Source organism: Pseudomonas sp. S5F11 (genome assembly GCF_019641515.1).
Taxonomy (GTDB): Bacteria; Pseudomonadota; Gammaproteobacteria; order Pseudomonadales; family Pseudomonadaceae; genus Aquipseudomonas; species Aquipseudomonas rhodesiae.
Genome location: NZ_JAIFJZ010000001.1, coordinates 4554605 through 4571139, shown reverse-complemented (window position 1 = coordinate 4571139; position 16535 = coordinate 4554605). Strand labels below are relative to the sequence as shown.

14 protein-coding genes are annotated in these 16535 nt (G+C 57.3%); 5 read left to right on the top strand and 9 right to left on the bottom strand.

Annotated features, from left to right (window positions below):
- Positions 1–36: 36 nt before the first annotated feature.
- From carA to grpE, 5 genes are all read right to left on the bottom strand, one after another.
- Complete coding sequence (gene carA / locus K1567_RS20620) at positions 37–1173, bottom strand: glutamine-hydrolyzing carbamoyl-phosphate synthase small subunit (protein WP_034100735.1); 1137 nt, start codon at positions 1171–1173, stop codon at positions 37–39.
- 259 nt (positions 1174–1432) lie between these two features.
- Entirely contained in the window at positions 1433–2239 is an 807-nt protein-coding gene (gene dapB, locus K1567_RS20615; RefSeq protein WP_040265425.1) for a 4-hydroxy-tetrahydrodipicolinate reductase, read from the bottom strand.
- A gap of 10 nt (positions 2240–2249) precedes the next feature.
- Entirely contained in the window at positions 2250–3374 is a 1125-nt protein-coding gene (gene dnaJ, locus K1567_RS20610) for a molecular chaperone DnaJ (protein ID WP_034100739.1), read from the bottom strand.
- Positions 3375–3691: 317 nt separating this feature from the next.
- Complete coding sequence (gene dnaK, locus K1567_RS20605) at positions 3692–5614, bottom strand: molecular chaperone DnaK (RefSeq protein ID WP_034100742.1); 1923 nt, start codon at positions 5612–5614, stop codon at positions 3692–3694.
- A gap of 102 nt (positions 5615–5716) precedes the next feature.
- Complete coding sequence (grpE, locus tag K1567_RS20600; protein ID WP_259445012.1) at positions 5717–6370, bottom strand: nucleotide exchange factor GrpE; 654 nt, start codon at positions 6368–6370, stop codon at positions 5717–5719.
- Positions 6371–6532: 162 nt separating this feature from the next.
- Between grpE and recN the strand changes: the two genes are divergently transcribed.
- On the top strand, positions 6533–8206 hold the full coding sequence (recN, locus tag K1567_RS20595; protein ID WP_169868966.1) for a DNA repair protein RecN: 1674 nt from the start codon (positions 6533–6535) through the stop codon (positions 8204–8206).
- Positions 8207–8288: 82 nt separating this feature from the next.
- Here recN and fur read toward each other — a convergent pair whose 3' ends face one another.
- The gene (fur, locus tag K1567_RS20590) at positions 8289–8693 is read right to left on the bottom strand and encodes a ferric iron uptake transcriptional regulator (RefSeq protein ID WP_010562662.1); all 405 of its coding nucleotides are present in this window, start codon (positions 8691–8693) and stop codon (positions 8289–8291) included.
- A gap of 98 nt (positions 8694–8791) precedes the next feature.
- Between fur and K1567_RS20585 the strand changes: the two genes are divergently transcribed.
- The gene (locus K1567_RS20585; RefSeq protein WP_034100750.1) at positions 8792–9319 is read left to right on the top strand and encodes an outer membrane protein assembly factor BamE; all 528 of its coding nucleotides are present in this window, start codon (positions 8792–8794) and stop codon (positions 9317–9319) included.
- Between the two features lie 65 nt (positions 9320–9384).
- On the opposite strand, the gene K1567_RS20580 is transcribed toward K1567_RS20585, so the two are convergent.
- Entirely contained in the window at positions 9385–9687 is a 303-nt protein-coding gene (locus K1567_RS20580; RefSeq protein ID WP_034115110.1) for an RnfH family protein, read from the bottom strand.
- Entirely contained in the window at positions 9680–10114 is a 435-nt protein-coding gene (locus tag K1567_RS20575) for a type II toxin-antitoxin system RatA family toxin (protein WP_034100754.1), read from the bottom strand. The genes K1567_RS20580 and K1567_RS20575 overlap by 8 nt, the downstream gene beginning before the upstream one ends.
- Before the next feature lie 168 nt (positions 10115–10282).
- Between K1567_RS20575 and smpB the strand changes: the two genes are divergently transcribed.
- A complete protein-coding gene (gene smpB, locus K1567_RS20570; RefSeq protein ID WP_024077453.1) occupies positions 10283–10765 on the top strand; it encodes an SsrA-binding protein SmpB in 483 nt (160 codons plus the stop codon).
- A gap of 35 nt (positions 10766–10800) precedes the next feature.
- Here the strand turns inward: smpB and K1567_RS20565 are convergent, their stop codons facing one another.
- Positions 10801–11568, bottom strand: a complete 768-nt coding sequence (locus K1567_RS20565) for a GntR family transcriptional regulator (protein WP_034115111.1) — start codon at positions 11566–11568, stop codon at positions 10801–10803.
- A 261-nt stretch (positions 11569–11829) separates the two neighbouring features.
- Here K1567_RS20565 and K1567_RS20560 point away from each other — a divergent pair, with 261 nt between their 5' ends.
- A complete protein-coding gene (locus K1567_RS20560) occupies positions 11830–13524 on the top strand; it encodes a lactate permease LctP family transporter (RefSeq protein WP_169868967.1) in 1695 nt (564 codons plus the stop codon).
- A gap of 70 nt (positions 13525–13594) precedes the next feature.
- The gene (locus K1567_RS20555) at positions 13595–16405 is read left to right on the top strand and encodes an FAD-binding and (Fe-S)-binding domain-containing protein (protein WP_220698825.1); all 2811 of its coding nucleotides are present in this window, start codon (positions 13595–13597) and stop codon (positions 16403–16405) included.
- Positions 16406–16535 lie beyond the last annotated feature (130 nt).

Sequence of the window (16535 nt, the reverse complement as noted above, 5' to 3'; positions counted from 1 at the left end):
GCCACCGGGTTTCGGGGCCGCCCGCAGGCTGCTCAGTCAGCGTCGCTTGGCCATCTCATTGATGAAACGGTCGAACAGCGGCGCTACGTCGTTCGGGCCCGGGCTGGCTTCAGGGTGGCCCTGGAAGCTGAACGCGCTCTTGTCGGTGCGCTCGATGCCTTGCAGGGAACCGTCAAACAGCGACTTATGAATCGCGCGGACGTTGGCCGGCAAGGTGGCTTCATCCACCGCAAAACCGTGGTTCTGGCTGGTGATCATCACGACACCAGTGTCCAAGTCCTGAACAGGGTGGTTGGCGCCGTGGTGGCCGTGCCCCATTTTCAGGGTTTTAGCACCGGAGGCCAGAGCCAGCAGTTGGTGGCCGAGGCAGATACCGAATACCGGAATCTCGGTTTCCAGTACTTCCTTAATGGCCTGGATGGCGTAGTCGCAAGGCTCAGGGTCACCCGGGCCGTTGGACAGGAACACGCCATCCGGTTGCAGAGCAAGCACGTCGCTGGCTGGGGTTTGCGCAGGTACCACGGTCACGCGGCAGCCACGCTCGACCAGCATGCGCAGGATGTTGTACTTGACGCCGTAGTCGTAAGCGACCACGTGATAAGGCAACTCGGCAGCATCGATGGTCGCATGGCTATCTGTCTTCAAATCCCAGACCGTGGAGCGCCATTCGTACTTCTCTTTGACGCTGACAACTTTCGCCAGGTCCATGCCCTTCAGGCCAGGGAAGCCTTGTGCCGCGGCGATCGCCGCCTCTTCGGAAATATTGTCGCCGACCATGATGCAGCCGTTCTGCGAGCCTTTTTCACGCAGGATGCGCGTAAGGCGACGCGTATCGATACCAGCGATCGCCACCACATTGTTGGCTTTGAGGTAATCGGACAGTGACATCGTGTTGCGCCAGTTGCTCGCAACCAGTGGCAGATCACGAATCACCAGCCCCGCCGACCAGACACGATCAGACTCGACATCTTCCGGCGTAGTACCGGTGTTGCCGATATGTGGATAGGTCAGGGTAACGATCTGTTGGGCGTAGGAAGGATCGGTAAGGATTTCCTGATAGCCGGTCATGGCAGTGTTAAACACTACCTCTCCAACGGTTTGACCGTCGGCTCCAATGGCTTCGCCGCGAAAAATGCTGCCATCAGCAAGGGCGAGTATGGCTGGCTTAGTCAAGAAGACCTCCCGTAAATAAAGCCTGAAAGGGCGATCGCAGGTTGTAAAAAAGCGGAGTGACGTATGGACACGTCACCCCGCTTGTTCACTGAATTATTCTGCGCGCTTTTAGTGGACACACTAAAGCTGTAGCTTACAGAAAAAGGCTTTTTGGGTCCACCGCTAATGAGCCTTAAAGGCAGGGGAATGCGACAGGACGTCGCTTAGCGGGTAAAAACGGAGGCTCAGGATAATCCTGAACCCCCGTTTTGGCTACTGATTAGTGCAGATCCAGCACGTCTCGCATGTCGTACAGGCCAGGCTCACGCCCCTCCAGCCAGAGCGCGGCACGGACCGCCCCCTTAGCAAACGTCATACGACTGGAAGCCTTATGCGTGATCTCCAGGCGTTCGCCTTCGGCCGCGAATAGCACGGTGTGATCACCAACGACGTCCCCACCACGAACAGTCGCGAAACCGATGGTGTCGCGCGCGCGCTCACCGGTATACCCCTCGCGCCCGTACACCGCGACTTTTGACAAGTCACGACCCAGCGCATCAGCGATAGCCTCGCCCATACGCAGCGCAGTACCCGAGGGTGCGTCGATTTTGTGACGATGGTGGGTCTCGATAATCTCGATATCCGCCTCATCACCCAGCACTCGCGCCGCCATGTCCAACAGCTTGAGCGACAGGTTCACACCGACACTGAAGTTGGCGGCAAACACCATAGGGATCTCATTGCCTGCCTCCACCAGCAACTGCTTTTGCTCGGCACTCAACCCCGTAGTGCCAATGACCATAGCCTTGCCTGCCTTGCGACAGAACGCCAGATTCTTGAGCATCACCTCGGGTAGCGTGAAATCGATCAACACATCGAACTCATCGGCTACCTGCTCCAGGCTGCCCGACAACGAAACGCCGATACGCCCCAATGAGGCCAACTCACCGGCATCTGCGCCGATCAACGTGCTGCCCGGGCGAACGATCGCCGCCGTCAGCCCGGAGGCCGGTGAGCGCAACTGCACCGCTTCAACCAGCGTCTTGCCCATGCGCCCGGCAGCGCCCATTACGGCTATACGTCGCATACTCAATTCCTTACAGATCGCCGAAGAAGCGCTTCACGCCTTCGAAGAAACCAGTGGTTTTCGGCGAATGGGTATCATCGCCTTCCAGCGAGCTACGGAACTCTTCGAGCAGCTCACGCTGACGACGCCCCAGATTGACCGGTGTTTCCACCGCCACACGGCACATCAAGTCACCTGCACCGCCGCCACGTACCGGCGCAACGCCTTTGCCGCGAATACGGAACTGTTTACCGGTTTGCGTGCCTTCAGGGATCTTGAGCTTGACGCGACCATCCAGCGTCGGAATCTCCAACTCGCCACCCAGCGCCGCATCGACAAAACTGATCGGCACTTCGCAGAACAGATGCTTGCCGTCGCGCTGGAAGATCGCATGCTCACGCACGTTGATCACCACGTACAAGTCACCCGTTGGCCCTCCCTGGGTGCCAGCCTCACCCTCACCCGACAGGCGAATGCGATCACCGGTATCCACACCCGCCGGCACTTTCACCGACAAGGTTTTGTACTCTTCGACACGACCTTCGCCATGACAGGAATCGCATGGATCGGAGATGATCTTGCCCTGTCCATGGCAACGCGGGCACGTCTGCTGCACCGAGAAGAAGCCTTGTTGCATACGGACCTGGCCGATACCACCGCACGTAGGGCAGGTGATGGGCGAAGAGCCTTTCTTGGCGCCCGAACCGTCGCATGGCTTGCAGTTGACCAGCGTTGGCACACGAATATTGACGCTGGTACCGCGAACCGCTTCTTCCAAGTTCAGTTCCAGGGTGTAGCGCAAGTCGCTGCCACGCTGCGCACCGCCACGCTGACCACCGCGGCCGCCGCCAAAGAAGTCGCTGAACACATCGCCGAAAATATCGGAGAAGTTCTGCCCACCAAAACCGGCGCCGCCGCCCCCCATGCTTGGGTCGACACCGGCATGGCCATACTGATCGTAGGCCGCACGCTTATTGGGATCACATAGGCATTCGTAGGCCTCATTGGCCTCTTTGAACATTTCTTCGGATTCTTTGTTATCCGGATTACGGTCCGGGTGGTGCTTCATCGCCAGACGACGGTAAGCCTTTTTCAGCTCTGCCTCGCTGGCACCACGCTCCACACCCAAAACTTCGTAATAGTCACGCTTTGCCATAAGTCTTTGCACTCTTAAGGACGTTCAGCCAGGCCCTCCTGAGCCTTGCCGAACTCGTTGAGCCCCAATACAGGCCCGGACCCAACTCACGTCAATTCAACGATCCTGGTCATCACTGCTTTCAGCCAGGCGCCCGGCCAAAAACGCGGCATTAAACCCTCGGAAAGCAGGAGCATCCCCGATCACACCGCCAGCATCCGACTGTTGTCGCACACTGTAAAAATTCGCATACCCCAGACACGCCAACGCGGGAGCTAGCTCCCGCGCGGCGACATCCTACCAGTCACCGCTTGAAAGCGGTCAACCGGGCGACCAAGTTACTTCTTCTGGTCTTCTTTAACTTCTTCGAACTCAGCATCGACAACGTCATCATGCTTGGCTTCTGGTTCTGCCTGTTGTGCAGCACCGTCTGCCGGCTGAGCTTGCTCGGCGTACATCTTCTGAGCCACTGGCGCAGAGACTTTCGACAACTCTTCAATCTTGGCTTCAATGGCGGCCTTGTCATCGCCTTTGACGGCGGCTTCCAGGGCAACCACGGCAGCCTCGATTGCAGCTTTCTCTTCAGCCGTTACTTTTTCGCCAGCATCCACGACCATTTTGCGGGTCGAGTGCACCAGAGCATCGCCCTGGTTACGAGCACCAGCCAACTCAGCAAACTTGGCATCGGCGTCAGCATTGGCTTCAGCATCACGAATCATCTGCTGAATTTCTTCATCAGACAGACCGGAGTTGGCCTTGATCGTGATCTTCTGCTCTTTGCCGGTCGCCTTGTCTTTCGCACCTACGTGCAGAATGCCGTTGGCGTCGATGTCGAAGGTCACTTCGATTTGTGGCACACCACGAGGCGCTGGTGGAATATCAGCCAGGTCGAACTTGCCCAGAGACTTGTTCTGAGAGGCTTGCTTACGCTCACCTTGCAGCACATGAATAGTCACGGCGCCCTGGTTGTCATCGGCAGTCGAGAACACCTGAGATTTCTTGGTAGGAATCGTGGTGTTTTTCTCGATCAGCGCGGTCATCACGCCACCCATGGTTTCGATACCCAGGGTCAGCGGGCTGACGTCCAGCAACAGCACGTCTTTCACATCACCGGCCAATACCGCGCCCTGAATCGCAGCACCCATGGCAACCGCTTCGTCCGGGTTGACGTCTTTACGTGCTTCTTTACCGAAGAACTCGGTGACTTTCTGCTGCACCAGCGGCATACGAGTCTGACCGCCCACCAGAATCACGTCATTGATGGAGCCAACGTCGATGCCAGCGTCTTTCAATGCAATGCGGCAAGGTTCGATGGTGCGCTGAACCAGGTCTTCAACCAGTGCCTCCAACTTGGCGCGAGAAATCTTCACGTTCAAGTGCTTAGGACCGGTAGCATCTGCTGTGATGTACGGCAGGTTAACGTCAGTCGACATGCTTGACGACAGCTCGATCTTGGCTTTCTCGGCAGCTTCTTTCAGACGCTGCATCGCCAGCGGATCACCTTTAAGGTTCATGCCGCTTTCTTTCTTGAATTCGTCAACGAGGTAGTCGATCAGACGAATGTCAAAGTCTTCACCACCCAAGAAGGTGTCACCGTTGGTAGCCAGCACTTCGAACTGGTGCTCGCCATCGACTTCGGCAATCTCGATCACCGATACGTCAAAGGTACCGCCACCCAGGTCATAAACGATCACGGTGTGATCGCCTTTGGCCTTGTCCATACCGTAAGCCAGAGCAGCAGCGGTCGGTTCGTTGATGATACGTTTTACGTCCAGACCTGCGATGCGGCCGGCATCTTTGGTCGCCTGACGCTGGCTGTCGTTGAAGTAAGCCGGAACGGTGATCACCGCCTCGGTCACAGCTTCACCCAGATAGTCTTCGGCAGTCTTCTTCATCTTTTTCAAGACTTCAGCCGAGATCTGCGGAGCGGACATTTTGTTGCCGTTCACTTCAACCCAGGCGTCACCGTTGTCAGCCTTGGCGATTTTGTAAGGCACCATCTTGATGTCTTTCTGCACGACTTCTTCGTCGAACTTGCGACCGATCAGACGCTTTACCGCGTACAGAGTGTTATGCGGGTTAGTCACCGCCTGGCGCTTGGCCGACTGACCGACCAGGATCTCGCCGTCGTTGGCGTAAGCGATAATCGAGGGCGTGGTGCGCGCGCCTTCGGCGTTCTCAATAACTTTGGCCTTGCCGTTTTCCATGACCGAGACGCACGAGTTGGTGGTCCCCAGGTCGATACCGATAATTTTGCCCATGATTTACTCTCCCGAAACTTGAATTTTGTTGCCGCAGCAGTTTTGGCTAACTGCGGTAGCACTTAAACGCTTGACTTATAAATGGGGGCCTTGCGGCGGATTTCAAGCCTGCTCATCAATAGAAGGTGCAACGGGCGCTGACGCCTTGCTTACCACCACCATTGCCGGGCGCAGCAAGCGACCGTTGAGCAGGTATCCTTTCTGGAACACCTTCAAGACGCTGTTGGGCTCAAGGTCGTGGCTTTCTTGCATGGCCATAGCCTGATGATGCTCAGCGTTGAACGGCTCACCGCCTTGCGGATCGATAGCTTCCAGCTGATACCGCTTGAGCGTGTCCTGGAACATCTTCAGGGTCAGCTCAATGCCTTCGCGCATCGCACGGATGTTTTCATCATCCGGATTGGACAGCTCCAGGCCGCGCTCCAGACTGTCGATAATCGGCAGCAGGTCGCTGGCGAATTTTTCCAGCGCGAATTTATGCGCTTTTTCTACATCCTGCTCGGCACGGCGGCGGACGTTCTGCAGATCAGCGGCAACACGCAAAGACTGATCCTGCGCAGCGGCCAATTGCTCTTCTAGCACTTGCACACGAGTTGCCAGTTCATCACCGACAGCCGAATTGGCGTCTGGAGTTTGCGTATCCTGCGTCTGTTCGTCAGCCATAGATTCTCTCCTTTCAAAATCATGCGCGAACTCAACTCGCGCTTCTGTTCCGGTATATGGGGCCACAATTTCCAGGTTCAAGGGCGCAAGCATGACCAAAAGTCACGCAGAGGGTCAGGATTAATTCCTGCCCGCAAATTCCCGATTGCGCTAAAAACAGTATGGATCCAAGCAAATCGAACTAAGCATCAGGATTGTCACCTCCTGACAAAACACTGTATAAATAACCAGACATAAAGCCTGGGAGCCGCCGTCATGCTCGTGCACCTGTCCGTACATAACTACGCCATTGTTGAACATCTGGATCTCGAACTGGATCGCGGAATGAGCGTAATCACAGGCGAAACCGGCGCCGGCAAGTCGATCATGCTAGACGCCCTGGGCCTGACCCTGGGCGATCGCGCCGACAGCGGCGTAGTGCGCCCAGGCGCAGAAAAGGCCGATATCCTGGCCACTTTCGACTTGGCGGATATTCCAGAAGCTGAAACCTGGCTGGCTGAGCGCGACCTTAGCCATGAAGGACCGTGCATCCTGCGACGGGTCATCACTGCCGAAGGGCGCTCACGCGGCTATATCAACGGCACGCCCTGCCCGCTTGGCGACCTGAAAGCATTGGGTGAATTGCTGATCGATATCCACAGCCAGCACGAACATCAGTCTCTGCTTAAAACCGACACACATCGGCGCTTGCTCGACGAATACGCTGGCGCCACCGATCTATCCAGGCAAGTGCAGCTTGCTGCGCAACGCTGGCGCCAGACACGCCTGGAACTGGAACGACTCTCCAATTCCGGCGATGAGCAACGCGCTCGCCATCAGTTACTCAGCTATCAGCTCGAAGAGCTGGAGAGCCTGGGTCTTGGCGAAATGGAGCTGGAGCAGCTTGAACAGGAACACAAGAACCTCACCAATGCAGAAACCCTTCTGGGTATCTGCCGTCAGGTGGTGGAGCAATGCAGCGAAAGCGATTCCGGAAATGTGCTCAACGCGCTCACGGCCAGCCTCAACCGCCTGTCCAGCGTGAATAACGCCTCGGGCTCGCTGAGCGAAGCGACAACCCTGCTGACCAGTGCGCAGATCCAGGTTGAAGAAGCAGTCGGCGAGCTGAATAGGTTTCTGGACCACTTCGATGCCGATCCGGCGCGCCTGCAGGAAATAGAAGAACGACTGGACACTATTTATACCCTGGCCCGCAAACATCGAATCCAGCCCACTGAACTGGCGGCGATGCAGCAGAAATTGCTGGATGAAATCGAAACCCTGAATGCCAACGATGAATCCATTGAAAGACTGGGCGACGAACTGGCCTCCTATGCTCGGCATTATCAAGAGAAAGCCCGCGAACTGAGCGAGTTACGCCAGCACGCAGCCACAAATCTTGCTGGGGCTGTTGAGCAAGAAATTCAGCGCCTGGGCATGCCCGGCGGACGCTTCACTATTGAGTTGCGCACCAATACCAGTAACGAATTGCAGCCCCATGGCCTGGAACAGGTAGAACTGCTGGTCAGCGCCAACCCGGGGCAACCTCTCAAAGCGCTGGCAAAAGTCGCCTCCGGGGGCGAGCTGTCGCGAATCAGCCTGGCTATCCAAGTGATTACCGCACAGACCTCCAGAGTACCCACGCTGGTATTCGACGAGGTGGACGTAGGCATCGGCGGGCCAACGGCGGAAATTGTCGGCCAACTGTTGCGCCGCCTGGGAGAGCGAGGCCAGGTACTCACAGTGACGCACTTGCCGCAGGTCGCGGCGCAAGGGCATCAACATTTGTTTGTACACAAGGTCAGAGGCAGCGATGCAACACGTACAGCTGTGTCCAGATTGAACAAGTCAGAACGCGTGGAAGAAGTGGCTCGCATGCTGGGTGGGATAGACCTGACCAAAGAGTCTCTGGCGCATGCGAAGAAGATGGTCGTAGCCGCCAAGGCATGAACCGGAATTTTCTTGCAAACAGCACGAAGGCGACCCAAGGGTCGCCTTCGTGCTGTTTGCAAAGTACATCTGTAGCGTTTTTTTACTTTTTCTTACGGATGTACAGCACAAGATTATGGTCAACCAGATCGAAGCCATGTTCTTCAGCGATTTCATGCTGAAGCTTCTCGATTGCCGGGCTGGTGAACTCAATAACCTCATTGGTATCGAGGTCCACCATATGGTCGTGATGACCACCGTCAGCCAGTTCGAACACTGCATGACCGCCGTCGAAATTATGACGAACCACCAGCCCTGCGGCTTCAAACTGGGTCAGCACACGGTAAACCGTGGCCAGGCCAACGTCCTCATTAGACTCCATCAGCGCCTTATAAACATCTTCAGCACTCATGTGGCGCTGCTCGGCAGAATCGAGCATTTGTAGAATCTTGACTCGTGGCAGAGTCACTTTGAGACCGGCTTTGCGTAGTTCGCTATTTTCAACCATGGTTAGCTTTCTCGCGGATGCTGCTTCGCAGCTTCTCTTAATACGGGTATGATCGGCGTTTACGTTGTCCCAGCCAAGATAGTGGAAGTCGCCCACCGATGCAAAACACCAAGCTCTTGCTAACCAGTTTCACCTTTGTGGGACTGCTCGCACTCGCCGGTTGTTCATTCCCCGGGGTTTACAAAATCGACATCCAGCAGGGCAATGTCGTCACGCAGGACATGATAGACCAGTTACGCCCCGGAATGACCCGACGGCAAGTACGGTTTATTATGGGTAACCCCCTGCTGACCGACACTTTCCATGCCGATCGCTGGGATTATCTCTACAGCATTCAGCCGGGTGGCGGTGAACGCCAGCAGGAGCGCGTCAGCGTCATTTTTAATGGCAGTGACCAGCTTGTCAGCCTGTCAGGTGACTTCATGCCCGGCGTAAGCCGTGATGAGGCTTTGCTTGGCAAAGATAATGGCGCGAACGTTACGGCTCCCGCGCAAGAGGGGGAAAAGCCGAAGTCGGAGGTCCCAGCCAAGCCGGGTTCCTTGCTGGACAGAATCCAGAAGGATGTCGACGGCGTGGAAACCGTTCCCGTCCCGACACCTCAGCCGTTGGACACCAGCCCACAATAAAACTGTGCGGCACACGAAAAAAAGCCCGGCATGCCGGGCTTTTTCGTATCTGCCGATTAGCGGAGCTAAGTATTCTGCTGCCTGGCAAGCGCTGCCTTGGCTGCACGCAACCTGCGCACTTCCTTGGGATCAGCCAACAAGGGACGGTAAATCTCAACTCGATCGCCCGCTTGTACAACACGCACATCAGCGTCAGAAATAGCCTTACCGAATATCCCTAATGGACAAGTCGCCGGATCAATACCGGGGAACTGCTCCAGAACTCCCGAGAGCTGTACCGCCTTGCGCACACTCGTGCCCAAGGGCACGGCCACGGCAAGCAAGACCTGACGATCGACAGCGGCGTGCACCACTTCGATTTCAACCATGCAGCTGCTTAGCCCGCTGACAGAATGCATCCACCAAGGTATTGGCCGCCTGATTGAATAACGGCCCAAGCGTCGCTCGTACGATGGGTCCGGCATAATCAAACGACAAATCCAGGCTGATTTTGCAGGCCTTGTCCGTCAATGCTTTAAAAATCCATACGCCATGCAACTGGGTGAATGGGCCTTCCTGCAAATTCATTTCGATGGATTTACCCGGCACCAATACATTGCGCGTAACGAAGTGCTGACTAAGCCCCCCCTTGGCCACGCCCACGCTGGCGACCATGTGCTCAGCACTGCTTTCAAGCACTTCGGCAGTTGAGCACCAGGGCAGGAATTCCGGATAACGCGCCACGTCGTTGACCAGATCATAGAGCGCCTGTGCCGGATAGGGCAGCAGCGCCGAACGTTGAATATGCGTCGTCATGTGTGCGTTATTTCCACAGCTGAGCGGCAAACATCGCGAAGGAACAGCCCGATCCGCGAGAGAAAAAAACCAAAGAACTGCCCGCATTGTCCGGGATTCGTCCAACACGCTCAAGCACGCAGGTTGACCGTAGCCGCCAAGCTCGCAACTGCCTATAATGCCGCCCCTATGGCTAAACAAAAGAAACACCCCACAGGGACCATCGCGCAAAATAAAAAGGCGCGACACGATTACTTCATCGAACATCGTTTCGAGGCTGGTCTGGTCCTGGCCGGCTGGGAAGTAAAGAGTCTGCGTGCCAGCAAACTGCAGCTGGTCGACAGTTACGTACTGCTCAAGGATGGTGAAGCGTGGCTGCTGGGCAGTCATATCACCCCGCTGACCACCGCGAGTACTCATGTGATTGCCGACCCGGTACGCACCCGCAAGCTACTGCTCAACGCCCGCGAGCTGGACAAGCTTGCTGCGGCCGTGCAGCAGAAGGGCTATGCCTGCGTCTGCCTGTCCTGGTACTGGAGCAAGCACTTGGTCAAGTGCGAAATCGCACTGGGCAAGGGCAAGAAGGAATACGACAAGCGCGACACCGAACGCGAGCGCGACTCCAATCGCGAGCTGCATCGCGCGGTACGCAACAAGGGCAAGGAAGAATAACCTTGTAACGATGTAGCCTCGGCCAGCACCCGCGGCTACATCCCTTTGCGTCGCTCCGCACGTGCCACGCGCTGAACCTCCTGACGAACTTCCTCCAACACTTCCTGCACGTACAACAAGTGTCGTGTAGAAACCTCCCTTGCCTGCTCGGCCCGCCCCTCGATGATCGCTAGGTACAAATCCCGATGCTGATTGATCAGCATGTCACGGGTTTCTGTACGTTGCTGATACATGCCACCGATATTAGTCACCACGTTACGCTTGAGCAGATCGAACAAACCTCGAATCGTGTGCAGCAGCACCGCGTTATGACTGGCCTCGGCAATAGCCAGATGAAACCGAGCATCCGCCGCCCCCTCCTCGGCCCGGCTGACTTCATCGACGCGCGTGTAGCAGTCCTGCAAAGCTTCAAACGCGGTAGTCAGCCGTTCCCGGTCGACTTCGGTAGCACGCAACGCCGCGTAATACGCGCATGACGCCTCCAAAGTCTGGCGAAACTCCAGCAAGTCACGCTGGGCTTCTGGATTGTTCTCCAGTAGATGCAGGAGCGGATCGCTGAAAGTCGAACCCAAAGAGTCGACGACGTAGTTGCCGCCCCCCTGACGACTGACTAACAAACCTTTGGCCGCCAGCTTCTGGATAGCCTCGCGCAACGACGGACGCGAGACTCCGAACTGCTCAGCCAAGGCACGTTCAGCCGGCAAACGCTCGCCGGATTTCAACGTACCCTCAAGGATCATTCCTTCAAGCTGCTCAACAATATCGTCAGACAGACGGCGCTGCCGCACCTGATCAAACGCCATAACTCACTCTCCACCATCCCGACCACTCGCCGGGCCCTCTATTCTGGCCTATCGCCGCCGTTCCAGCACCCATCAGAGTGCCTTCGATTTTGCCGCTCAGATCCCCTCAGCCATCCCACTACGACCAAAGTTTTGCAGGCGGCAAATTGACACATCCCACGAAGGCTTTTAACCTAGCTCACATCGATTGTAAATTGGTATTACCAATTGTCCATATCGACAAAAAAGTGCCTGACCAACAACAATTAGGGGCCACCCCATATGCAAACCTGGCAACAGCTTTACAGCCCACTCGGCAGCCTCGGCTTGTCCGCTCTCGCCGCAGTCATCCCGATCGTATTCTTCTTCCTGGCCCTGGCAGTGTTCCGCCTCAAAGGGCATGTGGCCGGCAGCATTACCCTGGCACTGTCGATCATGGTGGCGATTTTTGCTTTCCAGATGCCGGTCGATATGGCTTTCGCCGCTGCCGGTTACGGGTTCGCCTATGGTCTGTGGCCTATCGCGTGGATCATCGTCGCGGCCGTGTTCCTTTACAAACTTACGGTTAAAAGCGGCCAATTCGAGATTATCCGTAGCTCGGTTCTGTCGATCACCGATGACCAACGCCTGCAAGTGCTGCTGATTGGCTTCTGCTTTGGCGCCTTCTTGGAAGGTGCGGCCGGTTTCGGCGCACCCGTGGCCATCACCGCCGCGCTGCTGGTCGGCCTTGGCTTCAACCCGCTTTACGCCGCCGGCCTATGCTTAATCGCTAACACCGCCCCCGTCGCATTTGGCGCACTGGGCATCCCCATCATCGTGGCCGGGCAAGTGACGGGCATCGATGCGTTCAAGATCGGCGCCATGACTGGCCGCCAACTGCCATTGCTGTCGCTATTCGTACCGTTTTGGCTGGTATTCATGATGGACGGTCTGCGCGGCGTGCGTGAAACCTGGCCAGCAGCCCTGGTTGCGGGTTTGAGCTTTGCAATCACCCAGTACTTCACCTCCAATTTCATCGGCCCGGAACTGCCAGACATCACTTCGGCGCTGGCCAGCCTGATTGCCCTGACGCTGTTCCTGAAAGTCTGGCAACCCAAGCGCACCGCTGGCGCGCAAATTGCCGGCGCCACCTCAAACACGGTAGTGACTGCAAGTGCCGGCGGCTTTGGCCAGCCGCGCAGCACGGTCGCATCGCCGTACAGCCTGGGGCAGATTTTCAAGGCGTGGTCGCCGTTCCTGATTCTCACGGTGTTGGTGACGATCTGGACCCTCAAACCGTTCAAGGCGATGTTCGCCGCCGGCGGCTCGATGTACAGCTGGGTGTTCAACTTCGCGATTCCACATCTGGATCAACTGGTGATCAAGGTCGCCCCCATCGTGACCAACCCCACCGCAATCCCGGCGGTGTTCAAGCTGGACCCGATTTCAGCCACCGGTACGGCGATTTTCTTCTCCGCGCTGATCTCGATGCTGGTGCTGAAGATCAACGTCAAAACTGGTCTGACCACTTTAAAAGAAACGTTTTACGAACTGCGTTGGCCAATCCTGTCCATCGGCATGGTGCTGGCATTTGCTTTTGTCACCAACTATTCCGGCATGTCGTCGACCATGGCGCTGGTATTGGCCGGGACAGGGGCAGCTTTCCCGTTCTTCTCGCCATTCCTCGGCTGGCTGGGGGTTTTCCTGACAGGCTCCGACACCTCGTCCAACGCACTGTTCAGCTCGCTGCAAGCCACCACTGCCCACCAGATCGGCGTCAACGACACGCTGTTGGTTGCCGCCAATACCAGCGGTGGCGTTACCGGCAAGATGATCTCGCCACAGTCGATCGCCGTGGCCTGCGCCGCTACCGGCCTAGTCGGCAAGGAATCCGACCTGTTCCGCTTCACCCTCAAGCACAGCCTGTTCTTTGCCACCATCGTGGGCTTGATCACGTTGGCACAGGCCTATTGGTTCACCGGTATGCTGGTGCACTGAGACCTGCACGTAATAGGGTAAGAACCGACGCCGGGTAACTATTCCGGCGTCCGCTATTTCTGGAGGACGAATGAGTCTGCCTGCCGCTTTCCTTAATGACGTCGCACAGCTGATCCCACCAAACCGACGCTTCGACGACCCGCTGTCCACCCTCGCGTTCGGAACCGACGCCAGCTTTTACCGATTGATCCCACAACTGGTGATCCGTGTAGAGTCCGAAGACGAAGTCGTGACGCTGCTGCAATGGGCCCAACGCGACCATGTACCCGTTACTTTTCGCGCCGCCGGCACCAGCCTGTCCGGGCAAGCGATCAGCGACTCGGTGCTGATCGTACTGGGCGACAACTGGAACGACCGCGAAATTCGTGGACAAGGCACGCAGATCCGTTTGCAGCCCGGCGTGATCGGCGCGCAGGCCAACGCCTGGCTCGCGCCGTTCGGGCGCAAGATCGGTCCGGACCCGGCATCCATCAACGCCTGCAAGATCGGCGGTATTGTTGCCAACAACGCCAGCGGTATGTGCTGCGGCACCGCACAGAACACTTACCACACCCTGGCGGGCATACGCTTGGTGTTGGCCGACGGTAGCCGTCTGGATACGGAAGACCCTGTCAGCGTCAGCGCTTTTCGCGCGCAACACGGCGCACTGCTGGAGCGCCTGGCAACACTGGGGCGCGAAACGCGGGCAAATACCGAGTTGGCGGCGAAAATTCGCCATAAGTACCGCCTGAAAAATACCACCGGCCTGTCACTTAACGCTTTGGTGGACTTTGACGACCCGCTGGAAATTCTCAGCCACCTGCTGGTGGGCTCCGAGGGTACGCTGGGTTTCATCAGTGCAGTGACCTACAACACCGTGGTCGATCATCCGAACAAGGCGTCGGCATTGATTGTGTTCCCGGATGTGGAGACCTGTTGCAACGCCGTCACCGTGCTGAAAACTCAGCCAGTCTCGGCCGTAGAGCTACTGGACCGCCGTAGCATGCGTTCGGTGCAGAACAAACCCGGCATGCCCGCGTTCGTACAACACCTATCGGAAAATGCCTGCGCACTGCTGATCGAATCCCGCGCGGCGACTTCCTCGCTACTGCAGGAACAACTGGCACTGATCATGGCGTCCCTGGCCCGTTTTCCTGTGGAAAAACAGGTCGACTTCACCGAAGACCCCGTGGAAAACGCCCGCCTGTGGGCCATTCGTAAAGACACCTTCCCCGCCGTCGGCGCCGTACGCAAGACCGGTACTACGGTGATCATCGAAGATGTGACCTTCCCGGTCGAGCAATTGGCTATCGGCGTAAACCGCCTGATCGAACTGTTCGACAAACATCACTATGACGAAGCGATCCTTTTCGGACACGCGCTGGAAGGCAATCTGCACTTCGTGTTCACTCAAGGCTTCAACAGCAGTGAGGAAGTCGCACGCTATCAAGCGTTTATGGATGACGTCGCGCAGCTGGTTGCAGTGGAGTTCGGCGGTTCGCTCAAGGCCGAACACGGCACCGGGCGTAATATGGCCCCATTCGTCGAGCTGGAATGGGGCAGCGATGCCTATCAGTTGATGTGGCAACTCAAGCGTCTGCTCGATCCCAACGGCATTCTCAACCCGGACGTGGTGCTCAGCGAAGACCCGCAGATCCACCTCAAGCACCTCAAGCCGCTGCCCGCCGCCGATGAGTTGGTGGATAAATGCATCGAGTGCGGATTCTGCGAACCGGTGTGTCCGTCCAAAGGGCTGACACTGAGCCCGCGCCAGCGCATTGTGATCTGGCGCGATATACAAGCCAAGAAACGCGCCGGGGTCGATACCACCGAACTGGAAACGGCATACCACTATCAAGGCATCGACACCTGCGCCGCCACCGGCCTCTGCGCCCAGCGCTGCCCTGTGGGAATTAATACCGGCGACCTGGTGAAAAAACTGCGTGCCAGGAACGCAGACCGTACGAAAACGGCCGAATGGCTGGCCACCCATTTCTCCACTGCGTTGCAAGGTGCGCGCTTTACCCTGCATGTGGCAAATGGCGCCCGCATGCTGCTGGGCGCGCCGCGTCTGGCCAAGCTGTCTGCCACAGCAACCCGTTTGTCGAAAGGGCAAATCCCTCAGTGGACAAACGCCATGCCCCAGCCGGAAAAAGCCATTCGCTTCAGTCCTCCTGTAACTGACGAGAGGCCCCGCGTCGTCTACCTGGCGGCATGCGTGTCGCGGGCAATGGGCCCAGCTGCCGGCGATAAAGAGCAGATGTCGCTGTACGACAAAACCCGTGGCCTACTGGAAAAAGCCGGTTACCAAGTGGTTATCCCAGAGAATCAAGACAACCTCTGCTGCGGTCAGCCATTCGCTTCAAAAGGTTACGCCGAACAGGCCGAACACAAACGCCAGGAACTGATCGGCGCCCTGCTCCACGCCAGTCGCGGCGGCCTGGACCCCATCTACTGCGACACCAGCCCCTGCACCCTGCGCCTGGTGCAAGACCTGGGCGAAACCCGCTTGGACCTCTATGACCCGGTGCGGTTTATCCGCACCCATCTCATGGATCGACTGGACTTCACACCGCAGGAAGCACCGATCGCGGTGCACGTCACCTGCAGCACCCAACACCTGGGCGAAAGCCAGGCGCTGATTGAACTGGCCCGACGTTGCGCCAGCACCGTGATCATCCCGGAAGGCATTCATTGCTGTGGTTTTGCCGGTGACAAGGGCTTTACCACGCCGGAACTCAATGCCCATTCGCTGCGCTCACTCAAGGACGCGGTGCGATTTTGCAGCGAAGGCATTTCCACCAGCCGCACCTGCGAGATCGGCCTGAGCCAACATGGCGGCATCGATTATCACGGACTGGTCTACCTGGTGGACCGGGTCACCCAGGCCCGTGCCCATTAACGCTGCAAAAAAACAGAACCCCTGCGCGTCGGCGTAGTCAGCTGAATAGGCCTCGACAATCGAGGCCCTCACTGATGTCGCTGGCAGCCGTACGCCAGCAGCGTCGAGCCCTTTTGCGCAAGGAGATACC

Excerpts from the sequence above, each read along its gene's own strand:
- recN (WP_169868966.1), top strand. The coding sequence starts at position 6,533 with ATGCTCGTGCACCTGTCCGTACATAACTACGCCATTGTTGAACATCTG.
- K1567_RS20560 (WP_169868967.1), top strand. The coding sequence starts at position 11,830 with ATGCAAACCTGGCAACAGCTTTACAGCCCACTCGGCAGCCTCGGCTTG.
- smpB (WP_024077453.1), top strand. The coding sequence starts at position 10,283 with ATGGCTAAACAAAAGAAACACCCCACAGGGACCATCGCGCAAAATAAA.
- K1567_RS20585 (WP_034100750.1), top strand. The coding sequence starts at position 8,792 with ATGCAAAACACCAAGCTCTTGCTAACCAGTTTCACCTTTGTGGGACTG.
- K1567_RS20565 (WP_034115111.1), bottom strand. The coding sequence starts at position 11,568 with ATGGCGTTTGATCAGGTGCGGCAGCGCCGTCTGTCTGACGATATTGTT.
- dapB (WP_040265425.1), bottom strand. The coding sequence starts at position 2,239 with ATGCGACGTATAGCCGTAATGGGCGCTGCCGGGCGCATGGGCAAGACG.
- K1567_RS20555 (WP_220698825.1), top strand. The coding sequence starts at position 13,595 with ATGAGTCTGCCTGCCGCTTTCCTTAATGACGTCGCACAGCTGATCCCA.
- dnaJ (WP_034100739.1), bottom strand. The coding sequence starts at position 3,374 with ATGGCAAAGCGTGACTATTACGAAGTTTTGGGTGTGGAGCGTGGTGCC.
- fur (WP_010562662.1), bottom strand. The coding sequence starts at position 8,693 with ATGGTTGAAAATAGCGAACTACGCAAAGCCGGTCTCAAAGTGACTCTG.
- K1567_RS20580 (WP_034115110.1), bottom strand. The coding sequence starts at position 9,687 with ATGGTTGAAATCGAAGTGGTGCACGCCGCTGTCGATCGTCAGGTCTTG.
- grpE (WP_259445012.1), bottom strand. The coding sequence starts at position 6,370 with ATGCTTGCGCCCTTGAACCTGGAAATTGTGGCCCCATATACCGGAACA.
- K1567_RS20575 (WP_034100754.1), bottom strand. The coding sequence starts at position 10,114 with ATGACGACGCATATTCAACGTTCGGCGCTGCTGCCCTATCCGGCACAG.
- dnaK (WP_034100742.1), bottom strand. The coding sequence starts at position 5,614 with ATGGGCAAAATTATCGGTATCGACCTGGGGACCACCAACTCGTGCGTC.